This is a genomic window from Pseudobutyrivibrio xylanivorans (assembly GCF_010906925.1).
In the GTDB taxonomy this organism is placed as follows: domain Bacteria; phylum Bacillota; class Clostridia; order Lachnospirales; family Lachnospiraceae; genus Pseudobutyrivibrio.
The window spans coordinates 354,764-370,354 of the sequence record NZ_VTVE01000002.1 but is presented as its reverse complement, the minus strand read 5'-3'; the positions used below and the strand labels follow the sequence as shown (position 1 = coordinate 370,354).

The following is a 15,591-nucleotide window of genomic DNA, read 5'->3' as shown; positions in this document are numbered from 1 at the left end:
AATGGGATTTATTGACAAGGTATTTGGAACACATTCCGAGAGAGAGCTTAAGAGAATTAAGCCTATCGTGGATAAGATAGAATCATACAAGGAAGAAATGGGAAAGCTTTCCGATGAGGAGCTCCGTGGCAAGACAGCAGAGTTTAAGGAGCGCCTTGCTAATGGTGAGACTTTGGATGATCTTTTACCAGAGGCATATGCTACTGTCCGTGAGGCAGGTAAGCGTGCACTTGGTATGGAGCATTTTAGAGTACAGCTCATCGGTGGTATTATTCTTCATCAGGGCCGTATCGCTGAGATGCGTACTGGTGAGGGTAAGACTCTTGTTTCTACACTTCCAGCATATTTAAATGCGCTTGAGGGTAAGGGCGTACACATCGTCACAGTTAATGATTACCTTGCTAAGCGTGATGCTGAGTGGATGGGTGAGGTTCATCGTTTCCTCGGTCTTACTGTAGGTGTAGTTTTAAATGACATGACAAAGGAAGAGCGTCAGGCCGCTTACAATTGTGATATTACATACATTACTAACAACGAGCTTGGTTTTGATTATCTTCGTGACAATATGTGCGTATATGAGAAGGATCTTGTTCAGAGAGGCCTTCACTACTGTATCATCGATGAGGTTGACTCAGTTCTTATCGATGAGGCTCGTACACCACTTATTATTTCTGGTCAGTCTGGCAAGTCTACTAAGCTTTACGAGCTTTGTGATGTTCTCGCTCGTCAGTTAAAGCGTGGTGAGGATCTTCCAGAATTCTCTAAGATGGATGCCATCATGGGCGTTGAGAGAAATGAGACTGGTGATTTCATCGTAGATGAAAAAGACAAGGTAGTTAACCTTACAGCACAGGGTGTTGAAAAGGTAGAGCAGTTCTTCCACATTGAGAACTTAGCAGATCCAGAGAATCTTGAGATTCAGCACAACATTATCCTCGCACTTCGTGCTCACAATCTTATGTTTAAGGATCAGGATTATGTTGTATCAGACGGACAGGTTATGATTGTCGATTCATTTACAGGTCGTATCATGCCAGGTCGTAGATACTCTGATGGTTTACATCAAGCTATCGAGGCTAAGGAAAAGGTTGAGGTTAAGAGAGAGTCAATGACTCTTGCTAGCATCACATTCCAGAATTTCTTTAACAAGTACGATAAGAAGGCTGGTATGACAGGTACTGCTCTTACAGAGGAGCAGGAGTTCCGTGATATTTATGGTATGGACGTTGTAGAGGTTCCTACTAATAGACCAGTTCAGCGTATCGACCATGACGATGCAGTTTATAAGACAAAGGCTGAAAAGTACAAGGCAGTTGTTGAGGAAGTTAAGGCAGCTCACGACAAGGGACAGCCAGTACTTGTAGGTACAATTGATATTGATATTTCAGAGCTTGTTTCTAAGATGCTTCGCAAGGAGGGAATCGAGCACAACGTACTTAATGCTAAGTTCCATGAGAAGGAAGCTGAGATTGTTGCTGAGGCTGGTAAGCATGGTGCAGTTACCATCGCTACTAACATGGCCGGCCGTGGTACAGATATTAAGCTTGACGAGGAAGCACGTGCAGCAGGTGGTCTTAAGATCATCGGTACAGAGCGTCATGAGTCTCGTCGTATTGATAACCAGCTCCGTGGACGTTCAGGTCGTCAGGGAGATGTCGGTGAGTCACAGTTCTTCATCTCACTTGAAGATGATCTCATGAGACTCTTCGGTTCAGAGAGACTTATTACAATGTTCAATGCTCTTGGTATTCCTGAGGGTGAGCAGATTAAGCATAAGATGCTTTCAGATGCAATCGAAAAGGCTCAGAAGAAGATTGAGGAGAACAACTTCTCAGCACGTAAGAACCTTCTTGATTATGATCAGGTTATGAATGAGCAGAGAGAGCTTATCTATGCTCAGCGTCATAGAGTTCTTATGGGAGAGGATATGCACGACCAGATTCTTGGCATGATTCGTGACAAGGTTGACGAGTGCGTTGAAAAGACTATCCCAGATGATGTGGAGAAGGAGCTTTGGGAGCTTCCAGAGCTTAATCATCTCCTTTGCCCAGTAATTCCAGTTCCTGTTATGACACAGCTTTCAATCGGAAACATTAAGAGTAAGAAGGAGCTTAAGGATAAGCTTACTGAGATTGCACTTAAGATGTACGATGACAAGGAAAAGGAATTCGATCAGCCAGAGCAGTTTAGAGAGGTTGAGCGTGTAATTCTTCTTAGAGTTATTGACCGTAAGTGGATGGAAGAAATCGACGATATGGAACAGCTTCGTCAGGGTATCCGTCTTCAGGCATATGGTAATAGAAACCCAGTTGATGAGTACAAGGCAGCCAGCTATGACATGCTTGATGCTATGAATGCATCTATTATCAACGATACACTTATGATGCTTTACAGAATCCGTATTGAGAAGAAGGTAGAGCGTGAGGAAGTAGCTAAGGTTACAGGAACTAACAAGGATGAATCAGCAACTCGTGCACCAAAGAAGCGTGTCGAGAAAAAGGTCTTCCCTAACGATCCATGCCCATGTGGAAGTGGATTGAAGTATAAGCAGTGTTGTGGAAGGCACTAAGAAGGGGCCCTTTAGGGAAGATTTCTTAGTGCTATGTCGGCGCCCACTTTGCCCGTAGAGCAATTATAATAGCGCTGACTTCCCGTGTTAAAATAATATGACAAATTTAGAAGAATATTACAATAAATTCAATGAGGACAAGCGTCTAAACAGTCGCCATGGTATCATGGAATTCACTGTGACTATGAAGTATGTTCATAAGTATTTGGACTTGCTTGCCTCTGAGAATTCATTAGATAAATCCGATATTAAAATATTGGATATAGGTGCAGCCACAGGCGGCTACAGTATTCCATTGTGGCAAGAGGGTTATGACGTCACAGCTGTAGAGCTAGTTAAGCACAATCTTGGAATGCTAAAGTCCAAGGGTACTGGCGTGAAAGCATACCAGGGCAACGCCCTAAAGCTTAAGCGTTTTGAAGACAATAGCTTTGATTTAACACTACTGTTTGGTCCAATGTATCATCTGAAGACTAGTGAAGAGCAGCTTCAGGCACTTTTAGAAGCCAAGCGTGTTACAAGGCCTGGTGGGTATATTCTTGTAGCTTATGTTATGAATGAGTATGCATTCTTAACATACGGTATTAAGGAAGGTCATGTTCTTGAGAACATCGCTGATGGCAAGCTAGATGACACATTTCATGTGAGACCTGCTGAGGATGATTTATATATGTTTATGCGCACGGAGGATATTGCAGCACTTAATCAGGCTGCGGAGCTTCAGCGTATGCAGATTATTTCTCCAGATGGTCCTGCCAACCATATGCGCCGAGAGGTAAATGCACTTACAGAGGAGCAATTCAAGCAGTTTATCAACTACCAGATGACTGTTTGTGAAAGAGAAGATTTACTAGGAGCATCTGCTCATACAGTAGATATCCTTAAAAAATAATACTGTCTTTCGGTTATTCGCCGAAGAGGGGATTCCCCTCATGATTTCCCAAATTTCAATTAAAAAATTAATCTAGGGTCCTTGAAATAAGGACCTTGGTTTTTGATACCCTTTTTTACTTAATAGGAAATTACTTTGTAATATCCTATTAAGTAAAAACAAGCTGTGCTTGAAAGATGTGTCTCGCTGGCAGATGAATTTAATTGCTTACAGCAATTGCCAGCTCGCACTGCTGGAGTTTTGCAAAGCAAAACTCTAATTTAGAAAAAAATGAGTTATGAGGAGTTATTAAAATGGAAATTACAAAAGAATTATTAAATAGAATAAATGATGAATTAGAGGATTTTTATGTCAAAGAGGGACGAGTAAAAAAGAATAATATCGAAAAGCAGGCACTAACAATTATTCCAAAGGAAGGAGATAAAAGTGTATGTCCTACTGTTTATGCGGATGATTGCAATTCATTCGAAGAATTATTAGAGACGATTAAAGCTGCATCGCAGGTTAAGACACCTGTTTTTGATGTAGATGAAATTACATCTAGAGAATACATTTTAAATCATCTTAGGGCTTGCATGATTTCAAAAGACAATGTCATCTTAGAGGACGAGGAAGTAGTTTACAGACCATTTTTAGATATGGCCATTGTTTATAGGGTGATAATGTATCATCCGGACAACAATCAAATCGGCTCAATTCTTTTAAGAAAAGGGATGCTTGAGGAGGCAGGAATCGAAGAAAGTGAATTATACGAAATTGCAAAATCAAATAGAGACTATCAAATGAAAACACTTTTCCAGACAATCGAGGACATGACTGGGGTAAATTATGAAGAGGAGTTTAGCTGTCAAGATGGACCGGATATGTATGTAGTGACATCTAAGGATAAAATACAAGGCTCCTCCGTATTAATTACAGATTTAATCCAGGAGTTAGGAACAAGTATAAGCAAAGAATGCTATGTAATACCATGTAGTATCCACGAAATTATTCTTATCCCATATGATGAGCGAATAAATGCAGAAAACCTTAAGCAACTTGTGATGGAAATCAATGCTACCGAGGTAAAAATAGAAGAAAAACTGACAGACTCTGTTTATTTATTGGATAAAAGTGGAATATCTAAAATAGCATAGACTACAGGATAAATGAGTTTGCATTTACTTTGTAACGGGAAGTGCACTTCGCTTTTTTTGATGTTGAAACCATGGTATAATTAAAGGACAAAAAGGAGAAAAATAAGGCCTTATCACTGAAAACAATCATAGGTAAGCAAGTGACAACTTCCTCTGTATAAAACAATGAGGAGAGCGGAAATGAGAGGTGCTATAATGGCAAATACAAACGTAATTCGTTATAACAAGCCTAATATTGGTTCTTTGCCAAAAGAAATTGGAAAAGACATTCTTATGACAATTATGAATACGCCAAAACCTGATTATGAAAAGCGCAAGAAAGAAGCTGAAGAATTAGAAGATAAAATTTTCGCAGCAGAATATAATGGAAAGGCGTAATGCAGTAATTGAAACTAAACATTTATATTGTACACATCTAAGCGATGCAGATGTGAATGAAATAAAGAAATTTTCAGTAGTAAACAAAGAAGGTATAGGCGTAGAAAAATTTATAAGATTTAATTCTTATATACATGAAGATACTAACCTAGACCGTTCATATCTAATACGTGTGAAGGCGACGGATGAACTAGTAGCATATTTTTCACTACGTGCAGGATTTGTTGCTCTTGATAACACGTTGGAAAATGAAGACTCTTTTGATTCGATTCCTGGCGTTGAGATATCAAATTTTGCAATTAGCAAGCATTATCGACAAAAACATCCTAAGACAAAGGGGATAGGTAAGGTTATATTTGAAAATATAATTAAACCTATAATCGGAGAAACCGCAAAATTAATAGGTGTGCGCATTATTTATATTTTTGCATTACCAAAAGATAAACTTCTATCTTATTATCATGGGGCCTTTGATTTTGTGAGATTAAGTGAAGAACAAGAAAATAAAATGCATAATAGAATACGTCCGGCGTATGATAAAGACTGTATTTTTATGTATCAAAGAATCTAATATTCCACAAATAAATCTCAGAAAAAAGAAGACTAATTATTAAAGGGAGCATCATGAAGAAGCGAATTATAGGACTGGATATACTTAGAGTATTAGGAATTGTATTCATTTTTTTGTATCATGTGACAGACAGTTATGTGGGGCTAGGTGGCACAGGTGATGGAGTGTTTTCATCACTTGCTTTATTTAGTATCCTCTCTAGGCCAGCGAGCATATTTTTGTTTTTGATTTCTGGATTTGCCCTTATGTATAATCGCGAGGGTGAGCTGAAGCTAAAGGACTATTATATTAGAAGATTTAAGAGTCTTTATATTCCATTTTATGTGGCATATATATTGATGCTGGGCATAGGAGTTGTGCTGTTAAAATGGGCTCCATGGAATTATATTCCTAAGAGGAAATTCGTATATACGATACTTGGAATAGACGGGATAGCTGTAAAATATAGTCCAAATTATTATCTGATTGGCGAGTGGTTCATGTCATGCATAGTAATCTGTTATTTGCTATTTCCACTACTGGCCATATTAATAAAAAAGGCTAAGTATCTTACACTGTGTGTGCTATTTGCAGCCTATGTTATCCTAGCAAACTTTATCAATCCATTTGAGCTGTCAGTATTCATAAATCCTTTATTTATAATATTCTATTTCTATGTGGGAATGTGTCTGAAGGGATGGCTGATAGATAATCAGATATCAAAAGCTGTAAAGATCATTAGCGTTGTTCTATCAATTGGTATTTTATTCATTTACCTTGCAGATAGCCTTTTTACAACAAAGCAAATAATTGCCTGCACCGAGAGTGAGGCAGAGCTATTATGCTTTATCTGGTCCATAGCTTTGGTGATTGCATTCAAGGATATTAACCTGAAAGAGGGAGCGATATTAGCAAAGATAATAAAGTACCTATCAGGTATAAGCTGGTACGTAATTCTTGTTCACCATGTGCTTGCAATAATCTACTTTACAATTAATGGTGTATCTGAAAATCTTGTAAGAGATTTTGTAATCATATTAGCCCTGAGCATTATTTTAGCAGAGGTGGTTAGAAGGATTACAAATCTTATTAAGAAACTGGTATTCACGTAAATGCGGAATAGACAATTCGCATATACGTATTATTAAAATGAAAGTGAGGCCTGTGACTCAGCCTTTTTACGAGGGCTGGTGCCATAGGTCTTTTTGTATGCTCTTAAGAATGTGGAGTAGGTGCCGAATCCAGACTGCTGGCTAGCCTCTACTATTGATAATCCGGCATCTATATAAGACTGAGCCAGGGACAGTCTTTTGATAGTGATATAGTTTCCGATGGTATAGCCGGTTTCCGCCTTAAAGGTGTGCATTAGATAATAGCGGGAAAGAAAGAATTTCTCGCTTAGAGAGTCTACGGATAAATCAGACGTAAGATTTTCATTTATATATTGGATAATGGAGTTGATTTTGGTGCCAGCGTAGTTAGTAGAAATATATTCAACCTCATTGCTGATGGCAGCCCTATTAAGCTCCACCATAAACTCAAGAAAAAGGACCTGCATAAAAAGCTCATTGGCATAGGCATCTTTTCCCAGATTATTTATTAACTGTCCAATAGAGGCAGCAACCTTTGAATTTTTAAAGGAGTGAAGTCTAAGTACGTGGGAATTTTTTTCCATTGCATTTTTAAAACACAAAGATAAATCATTATCATCTCTAGTGTATTCGGCCAAAAATTCCTTTGAAATGTAAATGATGATTCTTTCATATACTGAGTTGTCATGGAAGATAGGTCTATGAACTTCGCCTGCATTTACAAAAACAATATCACCAGCCTGCAAATCAAAATTTTGTCCCTCAATAGAGTATGAGGCATTTCCAGACAGGTGAATTAGAACCTTGTGGAAATCGTGATAATGAAAATCGATTTCTCCAAGATTGGAATCCTTTAGATGGAATATTTTGAAATTGGAATATAAATATCCTTTTTTATTGTACTCAGCCATAAATATCCTCTATTAATAACTCTGATTTAATTAAAGTATAAAACCGGATAGCACTATTTGCAATATTTTGAACACTAGGGTGGCTTAACAAAACGAAAAGTGCCTAGTATAATGAATTTAGATTAGGAAACTATGTATAGCACCGAAAGGATATTACTTATGAAATTTACAAAAATGCATGGCTGTGGTAACGATTATGTTTATGTGAATCTGTTTGAGGAGCAGGTAGATGACCCTGCAGCAGTATCAATCAAGGTTAGCGATAGACATTTTGGAATTGGCTCAGACGGAGTGATTACAATTGGCCCATCTGACAAGGCTGATTTCAGAATGAGAATATATAATGCTGATGGTTCAGAGGCAGAGATGTGCGGCAATGGTATTCGTTGCGTTGCAAAGTATGTTTACGACCACAAGCTTACAGACAAGACAGAGATTTCTGTTGAATCAGGAGCAGGCGTTAAGTATCTTACTCTATTTGTTGAAAATGGCAAGGTAGAGCAGGTAAGAGTTGATATGGGCGAGCCTATTCTTACACCAGCTGAGATTCCAGTAGTTGCTGATGGAGATAAGGTGATTGATGCGCCTATTGAGGTTGGCGGCAAGACATGGAACATGACATGTGTTTCCATGGGCAACCCACACGCAGTAGTTTTTGTAGATGATACAGAGCATTTTGAGCTTGAGAAATATGGCCCATTATTTGAGAGTCATGAGCGCTTCCCAAAGAGAACAAATACTGAGTTTGTTCAGGTTATCAGCCGTACAGAGGCTAATATGCGAGTTTGGGAGAGAGGCTCAGCAGAGACATGGGCATGTGGAACTGGTACATGTGCTTGTGTTATGGCATGTATTTTAAACAACAAAACAGAGGATAAAGTTTTAGTACATCTTCGCGGTGGAGACCTTACTATTGAGTACGACAGAGATACAAATCATGTATTTATGACAGGTCCTGCAACAGAAGTATTCTCAGGAGAAATTAATTTATAAATTGTAAATCAATCAGATTATATCTGTAGGAAAATGGAGTATAAAATGAAATTAAGTAGCTTAATCGAAAAACTTGATTATGAATTATATTCAGGCAGCGTAGACTGTGACATCACAACTCTTACTTATGATTCTAGAAAAGTAGAGGAGGGTTCACTTTTTGTATGTATCTCAGGTGCAGTTAGAGATGCCCATGATTTCATACCTGATGTAATTGAAAAGGGTGCAAAGGCAATCATCATCGAAAAGGATGTTGAAAAAGTTGAGGGAGTTACTTTTATCAAAGTGGCAAATTCCCGTGAGGCACTTGCAATTACATCTGCAGCTTATTTTGGCCATCCAGCAGAAAAGCTTAAGACCATCGGAATCACAGGTACAAAAGGCAAGACAACAACCACATACATGGTAAAGTCTATCTTAGAGAAGGCAGGAATGAAGACAGGTCTTATTGGAACAATCGAGTCAATTGTAGGGGATGAGCGTATCCCAGCTGTCAACACTACTCCAGAGTCTTACCGTGTTCAGGAGCTTTTTAAAGAGATGGTAGATGCAGGCCTTGATGCTGTAGTTATGGAGGTTAGCTCACAGGCCCTTATGCAGCACAGAGTGTCTGGATTTACATTTGATATTGGTGTATTTACAAATCTTGAGCCAGATCATATTGGTGAGAACGAGCACAAGGATTTTGCGGACTACATGCACTGCAAGAGCCTTTTGTTTCAGCAGTGTAAGACTGGCATTTTCAACGGAGATAGCGAGCACATCGATGGCATTTTAAAGGATCACACATGCGAGGTTATCAAATACGGCTACGGCAAGGATAACGACCTTGTAGCTGAGAATGTTGAGCTTTTAAATGAGCACGGAGCGTTAGGAGTTAAATATCACATTTCTGGCACAACAAACATGGACGTAGAGGTAAATGTACCAGGTACATTCTCTGTATATAATTCACTTACTGCTGTTGCAATTTGCAAGCAGTTTAATGTTGCTGAGGACAAAATCAAGGCAGCCCTTAAGGATGTTCATGTAAAGGGACGTATTGAGCTTGTTCCAGTTTCTAAGAAATTTACAGTTATGATTGATTATGCTCACAATGCAATGGCACTTGAGAGTCTCCTCACTACACTTAAGGCCTACGAGCCAGGCAGACTTGTATGTCTTTTCGGTTGTGGTGGAAACAGAGCAAAGAGTCGCCGCTATGAGATGGGTGAAGTGTCTTCAAAGCTTGCTGATCTTACAGTTGTTACTTCAGACAACCCACGTAATGAGGAGCCAATAGACATCATCAATGACATTTTAATTGGTGTTCACAAGGCTGATGGCGAGTATGTTACTATCCCAGACCGCAAGGAGGCTATTCGCTATTGCCTGACCAATGCAAAGGAAGGTGACATTGTAGTTCTTGCTGGCAAGGGCCATGAGGACTACCAGGAAATAAAAGGTGTTAAACACCACATGGATGAGAGAGAACTCATCGCTGATATTATTAAGGAGGACGGTCATGACATTATTTAAAGGTGCAGGAGTAGCGCTGATTACTCCATTTAACGAAGACGATACCGTAAATTATGACATGCTTGGTACTCTGATAGACAGACAAATAGAAGGTCACACTGATGCAATCATTGTTTGCGGTACCACAGGTGAGCCAGCCACAATGAGTGAGGAAGAAAAGCTTTCTGTTATTGAATTTACTGTAAAACGTGTTAATCACAGGATTCCAGTAATTGCTGGTTCAGGCGGCAATTCAACACGACTTGTTATCGATTTTTCGAAAAAGATTCAGGCTCTTGGGGTAGATGGACTTCTTATAGTTACTCCATTTTACAACAAGGCAACACAGCAGGGACTGTACGAGCACTACACTAAAATAGCTCATGAGATTGATCTTCCAATCATCATGTACAATGTGCCTAGCCGTACTGGATGCAACATTCTTCCAGAGACAGCTATGAGACTTGGCCTTGAGAATCCAAATATAGTAGGCATTAAGGAAGCTAGCGGAAACATTTCCCAGATTACAAAGCTTGCAAGCCTTTGCAGAGGCTGCCTTGATATCTATTCTGGAAACGATGACCAGATTATTCCAATTTTAGCTCTTGGTGGAATTGGAGTAATATCCGTGCTTTCAAATGTGGCACCACGAGGCACCCATGACATGGTTATGGAATATTTAAATGGACACGAGGAACGAGCACGAAAGCTACAACTTGATTATCTTGAGCTGGTAGATGCACTTTTCTGTGAAGTAAATCCTATCCCTGTTAAATCTACAATGAATATGTTAGGATTTAATGTAGGTAGTCTTAGACTTCCACTTACAGAGATGGAGGATGAGCATAAGGTGGCAATGAGCAAGCTGCTTAGCAGAATGCCACAGGAAATGCTTGCATAGGGTGAAAACTAATAGCGAAGAATTTTTAAAACCGAAGAATGGTCCAGTGACATTTATTTTGGTGGCAATTAATATAATTGTCTTTATTGTGCTGGAGTTTATGGGTGATACTAGAAGCGGAGGATTCATGCTTTTACACGGGGCGATGAATCCTTACCTCATTTTATCTAATGGGGAGTGGTATCGCCTTTTTACATGCATGTTTTTGCACTTTGGAATTGAACATTTGGCCAATAATATGCTCTTACTATTTTTGCTTGGACAGATCTTTGAGCGAGCAGTGGGAGTGACTAGGTATATTGGCATCTATATAGGAGCAGGTTTGGCTGGCTCCTTTTTGTCGTTTTTCTACATGTGTCTCATGGGGCAAAATGACATTGTGGCAGGTGCCTCTGGAGCCATTTTTGGCATAATCGGTGGAATGATTGTTGTCATAATAGTCAACAGAGGAAAATATAGCGGAATCAGCACAAAGCGTATGATTTTCATGGCGGTGCTGACCCTTTATTTTGGATTTGCATCAGCTGGAACAGACAATGCAGGGCACATAGGAGGTCTGGTGGCAGGATTACTTTTTACACTAATTACCTATGGAATTCCAACACTTATACACAATCATCACGTTGATTTAAACAGTGAAAAAACTTATACTTTAGATAATAACGAGCACAAAGAGGGTTAATAATGAAGGTAAACATTTACTACGGCGGTAGAGGTCTTTTAGAGGACCCAACATTATATGTTATCAATAAAATGGAGCAGGTTCTTGTTGAGCTTCAGGTTGAGGTCACTCTCTATAATATTTACGAACAGAAAAATCAAATCTCTATGCTGCCACAGACATTAAAGGACGCAGATGGAATCATCCTTGCAACCACAGTAGAATGGCTGGGTATCGGCGGCTATATGAATCAGTTTTTGGATGCTTGCTGGCTCTACGCTGACAAGACTTCCCTTGCAACTACATACATGCAGCCAGTAGTTATGTCTACTACCTACGGTGAGAGGGAGGCTATGGTTAGCCTTGAAAATGCATGGGCAATTCTTGGTGGTCTGCCTTGTGCTGGATTCTGTGGCTATGTTGAGGACTTAAAAGAATTCAGGGAAAATGCTGAGTATGCTCACATCATTGAAAAGAAGGTGGAGGCACTTTATAGAACTATTTCTCAGCACACTAAGGGACTTCCTACCAGCAATCAGGCTGTTACTAGAAGCATTTCTCGTACAGCGCAGCTTGAGCTTTCTCCACAGGAGTCAGAGCAGCTTTCTAGATTCGTATCTGACGATGAGTATGTTCAGACACAAAAGGCTGATATCGCTGATTTGACCAGCATGTTTAGAGACATGATGGGTCAAAAGCAGGAAGATAGCACCAACGAATATATCAACGATTTCAAAATACATTTCCGCGGCAACAAGGATTTTACTGCCAAATATTTATTTATGATAGATGGCAAGACCCAGCCACTTTTTGTATATGCAAATGGTGAGCAGCTTGAGTGCCGCTATGGTCGAGAAGACAATATAGATGTATATATGAAGCTTTCGGCAGCAATTATGGATAATATAGTAGCTAGTCGAGAGACATTCCAGAGAGCATTTTCAGTAGGAGATATGACTGCAAAGGGCAATTTCAAAACACTTAGAATGCTTGATGAGATATTCCCATTTTCAGATTAGTATTTACATTAAGGAGGCAAATGATGAAGGACGAAAAATGTATTTTTTGTAAACTAGCTAATGGAGATATTCCTACTAATTCTATTTATGAGGATAATGATTTTAAGGTGATTTTAGATGCAGACCCAGCTACAAAGGGACATGCACTTATTCTTCCAAAGAATCATTTTGCAAATTTACTTGAGGCAGATGATGATGTACTTGTAAAGGCACTTCCTCTTGCTAAAAAGATTGCTAAGAACATGATGGATAAGCTTGGTTGCGCCGGAGTTAATATCGTTCAAAACAATGGCGAGGCAGCAGGCCAGACAGTTCATCATTTACATATTCATGTAATCCCTAGATATGAAGATGATCCAGACAAGACAATTTGCGGATGGAGCCATCAGAAGTTTACAGATGAGGAGACAGCAGAGGTGGTTAAAAAGCTATCTATGTAGTTGTTCCGTGGGGGGATAAATATGAAAAAAAGAATAATTAGTCTTTTATTAGTTGGTATGATGACAGCCAGTCTTGCCACAGCATGCGGTAAAGGCAATGAGCCAGAGCCTGAGCCACAGGAGCCAAATTCGTCTAACCAGACATTAGGAGAGTTGGAGCATAAGCCAGTTGACGGGGACGTTTCCGGAATAGCTGGCATGAATGATTTTAATAGTCAGTTGATAGCCTATGTTGGAGAAAATGGCTATGAAAAAGAGAATTATATGATATCTCCTACATCTTACAAGGCTGCTCTTTGTCTTGCAGCGGCAGGTGCAAATGGTCAGACTCAGGATGAGCTACTAAAGGCTATGGGATTTCAGAGTGTTGATGAGATGAATGCTTGGTATAGCATGGTCTACAACGAGACAGTGGATTTCAATGATAGTCTAGAGGCTGAAAAGGAAAGCATTGCTGAAATCCAAAGTGACCCTGATATGGCAGACTATTATACAGTAGATGGGGAACCAGACGGAGCATTTAGATTGGTAAATTCTATCTGGGCCAATGAGGACGGCAATCCTGAATTCACCCAGGAATACATAGACCTTGCCAAGGAAATGTATAGCGCACCAGCTACAACAGTACCAGGTGCTGACCTTGCAGATGCAGTAAATTCATGGGTTTCAGATGCCACAGATGGCCTTATTAATAGTATTACTAATGACATGAGTTCTGTAGACTTAGCTCTTGTAAATGCCCTCTACTTGAGAGCTGGCTGGGTAGATTCATTCCCAGAGGGTGGTACAGTGGATGATGATTTTACAACAATAAATTCTGAGACTGTTACTAAGAGCTATATGTGCAAGCAGGATGATACATATTACTACGAGGGTGAAAATGGCAAGCTTATCATTCTTCCACTAGACTATGGTGTTAAAGCAGCATTTGTATTAGGCGAGATTGACGATATAGATACGGCCTTAAAAGAGGCTACAGAGTACGAGGTAGACATAAAGCTTCCAAAGCTAGATATGGAAAGTGAATTTGGTAGTAGCGTATTGATTGGGTATTTAAAGAGTCAGGGCGTAGAGCTTGCATTTGATAAATACGGAAGCGCAGATTTTTCTACAATGTCCACTGTGCCTGTATATATCAGCGATATTATTCAAAAGACTAGAATTAAAACAGATGAAGAGGGACTTGAGGCAGCAGCTGTTACAGCAATTATGATGACTGAGTCAGCAGCGATGCCGGAGGAAAAAGAAGTAAAGACATTCTATGCCACAGAGCCTTTCAAATTCTTCGTTTACACAGAACTTGAAAACGAAGAAAATGAAATACTCTTCTATGGACAGATGGTTAAATAACTAACCACAGAGTTCAGAAATTAAATTCATGATAGTTGTATTGGCGTCCAGTAAATGGCTGGATGCCATTTTTTCTTTTATCTTGTCGCGACGTTTGTAGACATCTTTTACAGATTTAACAAGAATATCGCCAGTTAATTCTTCCTCTTGAAGGACAGTAGAAAATCCCTGCTTTTCATAGCTTTCAGCATTGAGAATCTGGTCGCCACGGCTTGCAGCTGCAGAAAGAGGAATAAGTATATTTGGAATCTTAAGAGCAAGAATCTCGCTAATTGAATTGGCGCCGGCACGGCTAATCATAAGATCAGTCATAGCAAAAACATCATTGAGCTGTTCACTGATAAATTCATATTGTTGATAACCGGTCTTGCCAGTGAGGTCATTGTTGATATTTCCCTTGCCTACAAGATGAACAATCTGGAAATCCTGAAGCAAGGTATCAAGAGATGACCATACAGCATTGTTAATAAACTTAGAGCCAATGCTTCCGCCCATAATAAGGATAACTGGCTTTTCATTATTAAATCCAGTGAAGCTAAGACCTGCCTCCTTTGAACCGGAGAAAAGTTCCTTTCGAATAGGGGAGCCTGTGTGTACAGCCTTGCCCTCAGGAAGATATTTCATTGTCTCAGGGAAGTTGCAGCAGACCTTTGATGCAAAAGGAATGGCAAGCTTGTTAGCAAGTCCTGGTGTCATATCTGACTCATGGATAATAGCAGGTACATGCTGTCTGGCAGCAGCCATAACAACTGGAACAGAAACGAAACCACCCTTAGAGAAAACAATATCAGGCTGAAGATGTTTTAATAGCTGATTAGCCTCAGAAAAGCCCTTAATTACTCTAAATGGATCAGTAAAATTTTTCCAATCATGATAACGTCTTAATTTACCTGATGAGATGCCGTAGTAAGTAACTCCTGCATGCTCTACAAGCTTTTTTTCAATACCGGTATATGAGCCGATATAGTGCACTTCGAAACCAGCCTCTTTTAAATATGGAAGAAGTGCCAAATTTGGTGTGACATGACCAGCAGTTCCACCACCAGTCATTACTATTTTCTTCATATATAAAATCTCCAATAATAAAGTTGATTTAAACATTTACAATAATAACAATCGTATAAGAAAAGTCAAATTCATGGTGTAATAACAGTTAATCCATGATAGAATGAAGAAGAACTATAGATGATTTTTGGAGAGTAT

At 39.4% G+C, this 15,591-nt stretch carries 15 protein-coding genes; 13 read left to right on the top strand and 2 right to left on the bottom strand.

Features of this window, described 5'->3' with window-relative positions; translation table 11 throughout:
- Position 1: 1 nt before the first annotated feature.
- The 6 genes from secA to F0Q01_RS08410 all read left to right on the top strand — a co-directional run bounded on the left by secA (position 2) and on the right by F0Q01_RS08410 (position 6,637).
- Positions 2-2,569, top strand: coding sequence for a preprotein translocase subunit SecA (gene secA, locus F0Q01_RS08435; protein ID WP_090488131.1), 2,568 nt, complete (start codon positions 2-4; stop codon positions 2,567-2,569).
- 97 nt (positions 2,570-2,666) lie between these two features.
- Positions 2,667-3,461, top strand: a complete 795-nt coding sequence (locus F0Q01_RS08430) for a class I SAM-dependent methyltransferase (RefSeq protein ID WP_090488129.1) — start codon at positions 2,667-2,669, stop codon at positions 3,459-3,461.
- 293 nt (positions 3,462-3,754) lie between these two features.
- Positions 3,755-4,597, top strand: a complete 843-nt coding sequence (locus F0Q01_RS08425) for a DUF5688 family protein (RefSeq protein WP_090488127.1) — start codon at positions 3,755-3,757, stop codon at positions 4,595-4,597.
- Positions 4,598-4,777: 180 nt separating this feature from the next.
- Complete coding sequence (locus F0Q01_RS08420; RefSeq protein ID WP_090488125.1) at positions 4,778-4,975, top strand: hypothetical protein; 198 nt, start codon at positions 4,778-4,780, stop codon at positions 4,973-4,975.
- Positions 4,962-5,546 (top strand): hypothetical protein, encoded by a 585-nt coding sequence (locus F0Q01_RS08415; RefSeq protein ID WP_090488123.1) that lies wholly within the window; start codon positions 4,962-4,964, stop codon positions 5,544-5,546. Before F0Q01_RS08420 ends, F0Q01_RS08415 begins: the two co-directional genes overlap by 14 nt.
- Positions 5,547-5,599: 53 nt before the next feature.
- Positions 5,600-6,637 carry an acyltransferase family protein gene (locus F0Q01_RS08410; RefSeq protein WP_090488121.1) on the top strand — a complete coding sequence of 346 codons (1,038 nt, stop codon included), beginning with the start codon at positions 5,600-5,602 and terminating at the stop codon, positions 6,635-6,637.
- 32 nt (positions 6,638-6,669) lie between these two features.
- Here F0Q01_RS08410 and F0Q01_RS08405 read toward each other — a convergent pair whose 3' ends face one another.
- Complete coding sequence (locus F0Q01_RS08405) at positions 6,670-7,527, bottom strand: AraC family transcriptional regulator (RefSeq protein WP_090488120.1); 858 nt, start codon at positions 7,525-7,527, stop codon at positions 6,670-6,672.
- A 159-nt stretch (positions 7,528-7,686) separates the two neighbouring features.
- Between F0Q01_RS08405 and dapF the strand changes: the two genes are divergently transcribed.
- Genes dapF through F0Q01_RS08370 form a run of 7 tightly spaced genes read left to right on the top strand, consistent with a single transcriptional unit; the run spans position 7,687 to position 14,388 of the window.
- Positions 7,687-8,520 (top strand): diaminopimelate epimerase, encoded by an 834-nt coding sequence (dapF, locus tag F0Q01_RS08400; RefSeq protein ID WP_090154122.1) that lies wholly within the window; start codon positions 7,687-7,689, stop codon positions 8,518-8,520.
- Positions 8,521-8,565: 45 nt separating this feature from the next.
- The gene (locus F0Q01_RS08395) at positions 8,566-10,038 is read left to right on the top strand and encodes a UDP-N-acetylmuramoyl-L-alanyl-D-glutamate--2,6-diaminopimelate ligase (protein ID WP_090488117.1); all 1,473 of its coding nucleotides are present in this window, start codon (positions 8,566-8,568) and stop codon (positions 10,036-10,038) included.
- Positions 10,025-10,918, top strand: a complete 894-nt coding sequence (dapA, locus tag F0Q01_RS08390; RefSeq protein WP_090154118.1) for a 4-hydroxy-tetrahydrodipicolinate synthase — start codon at positions 10,025-10,027, stop codon at positions 10,916-10,918. The genes F0Q01_RS08395 and dapA overlap by 14 nt, the downstream gene beginning before the upstream one ends.
- 1 nt (position 10,919) lies before the next feature.
- Positions 10,920-11,600, top strand: a complete 681-nt coding sequence (locus tag F0Q01_RS08385; protein WP_242941849.1) for a rhomboid family intramembrane serine protease — start codon at positions 10,920-10,922, stop codon at positions 11,598-11,600.
- 2 nt (positions 11,601-11,602) lie between these two features.
- Positions 11,603-12,598 carry an SCP-2 sterol transfer family protein gene (locus F0Q01_RS08380; RefSeq protein ID WP_090488115.1) on the top strand — a complete coding sequence of 332 codons (996 nt, stop codon included), beginning with the start codon at positions 11,603-11,605 and terminating at the stop codon, positions 12,596-12,598.
- Positions 12,599-12,621: 23 nt separating this feature from the next.
- Positions 12,622-13,038: an HIT family protein gene (locus tag F0Q01_RS08375; protein ID WP_090488113.1), complete on the top strand. Its 417-nt coding sequence runs from the start codon at positions 12,622-12,624 to the stop codon at positions 13,036-13,038.
- 21 nt (positions 13,039-13,059) lie between these two features.
- Positions 13,060-14,388, top strand: a complete 1,329-nt coding sequence (locus F0Q01_RS08370) for a serpin family protein (RefSeq protein WP_090488111.1) — start codon at positions 13,060-13,062, stop codon at positions 14,386-14,388.
- On the opposite strand, the gene F0Q01_RS08365 is transcribed toward F0Q01_RS08370, so the two are convergent.
- A complete protein-coding gene (locus tag F0Q01_RS08365) occupies positions 14,389-15,453 on the bottom strand; it encodes an undecaprenyldiphospho-muramoylpentapeptide beta-N-acetylglucosaminyltransferase (protein ID WP_090488109.1) in 1,065 nt (354 codons plus the stop codon).
- Positions 15,454-15,591: the final 138 nt, after the last annotated feature.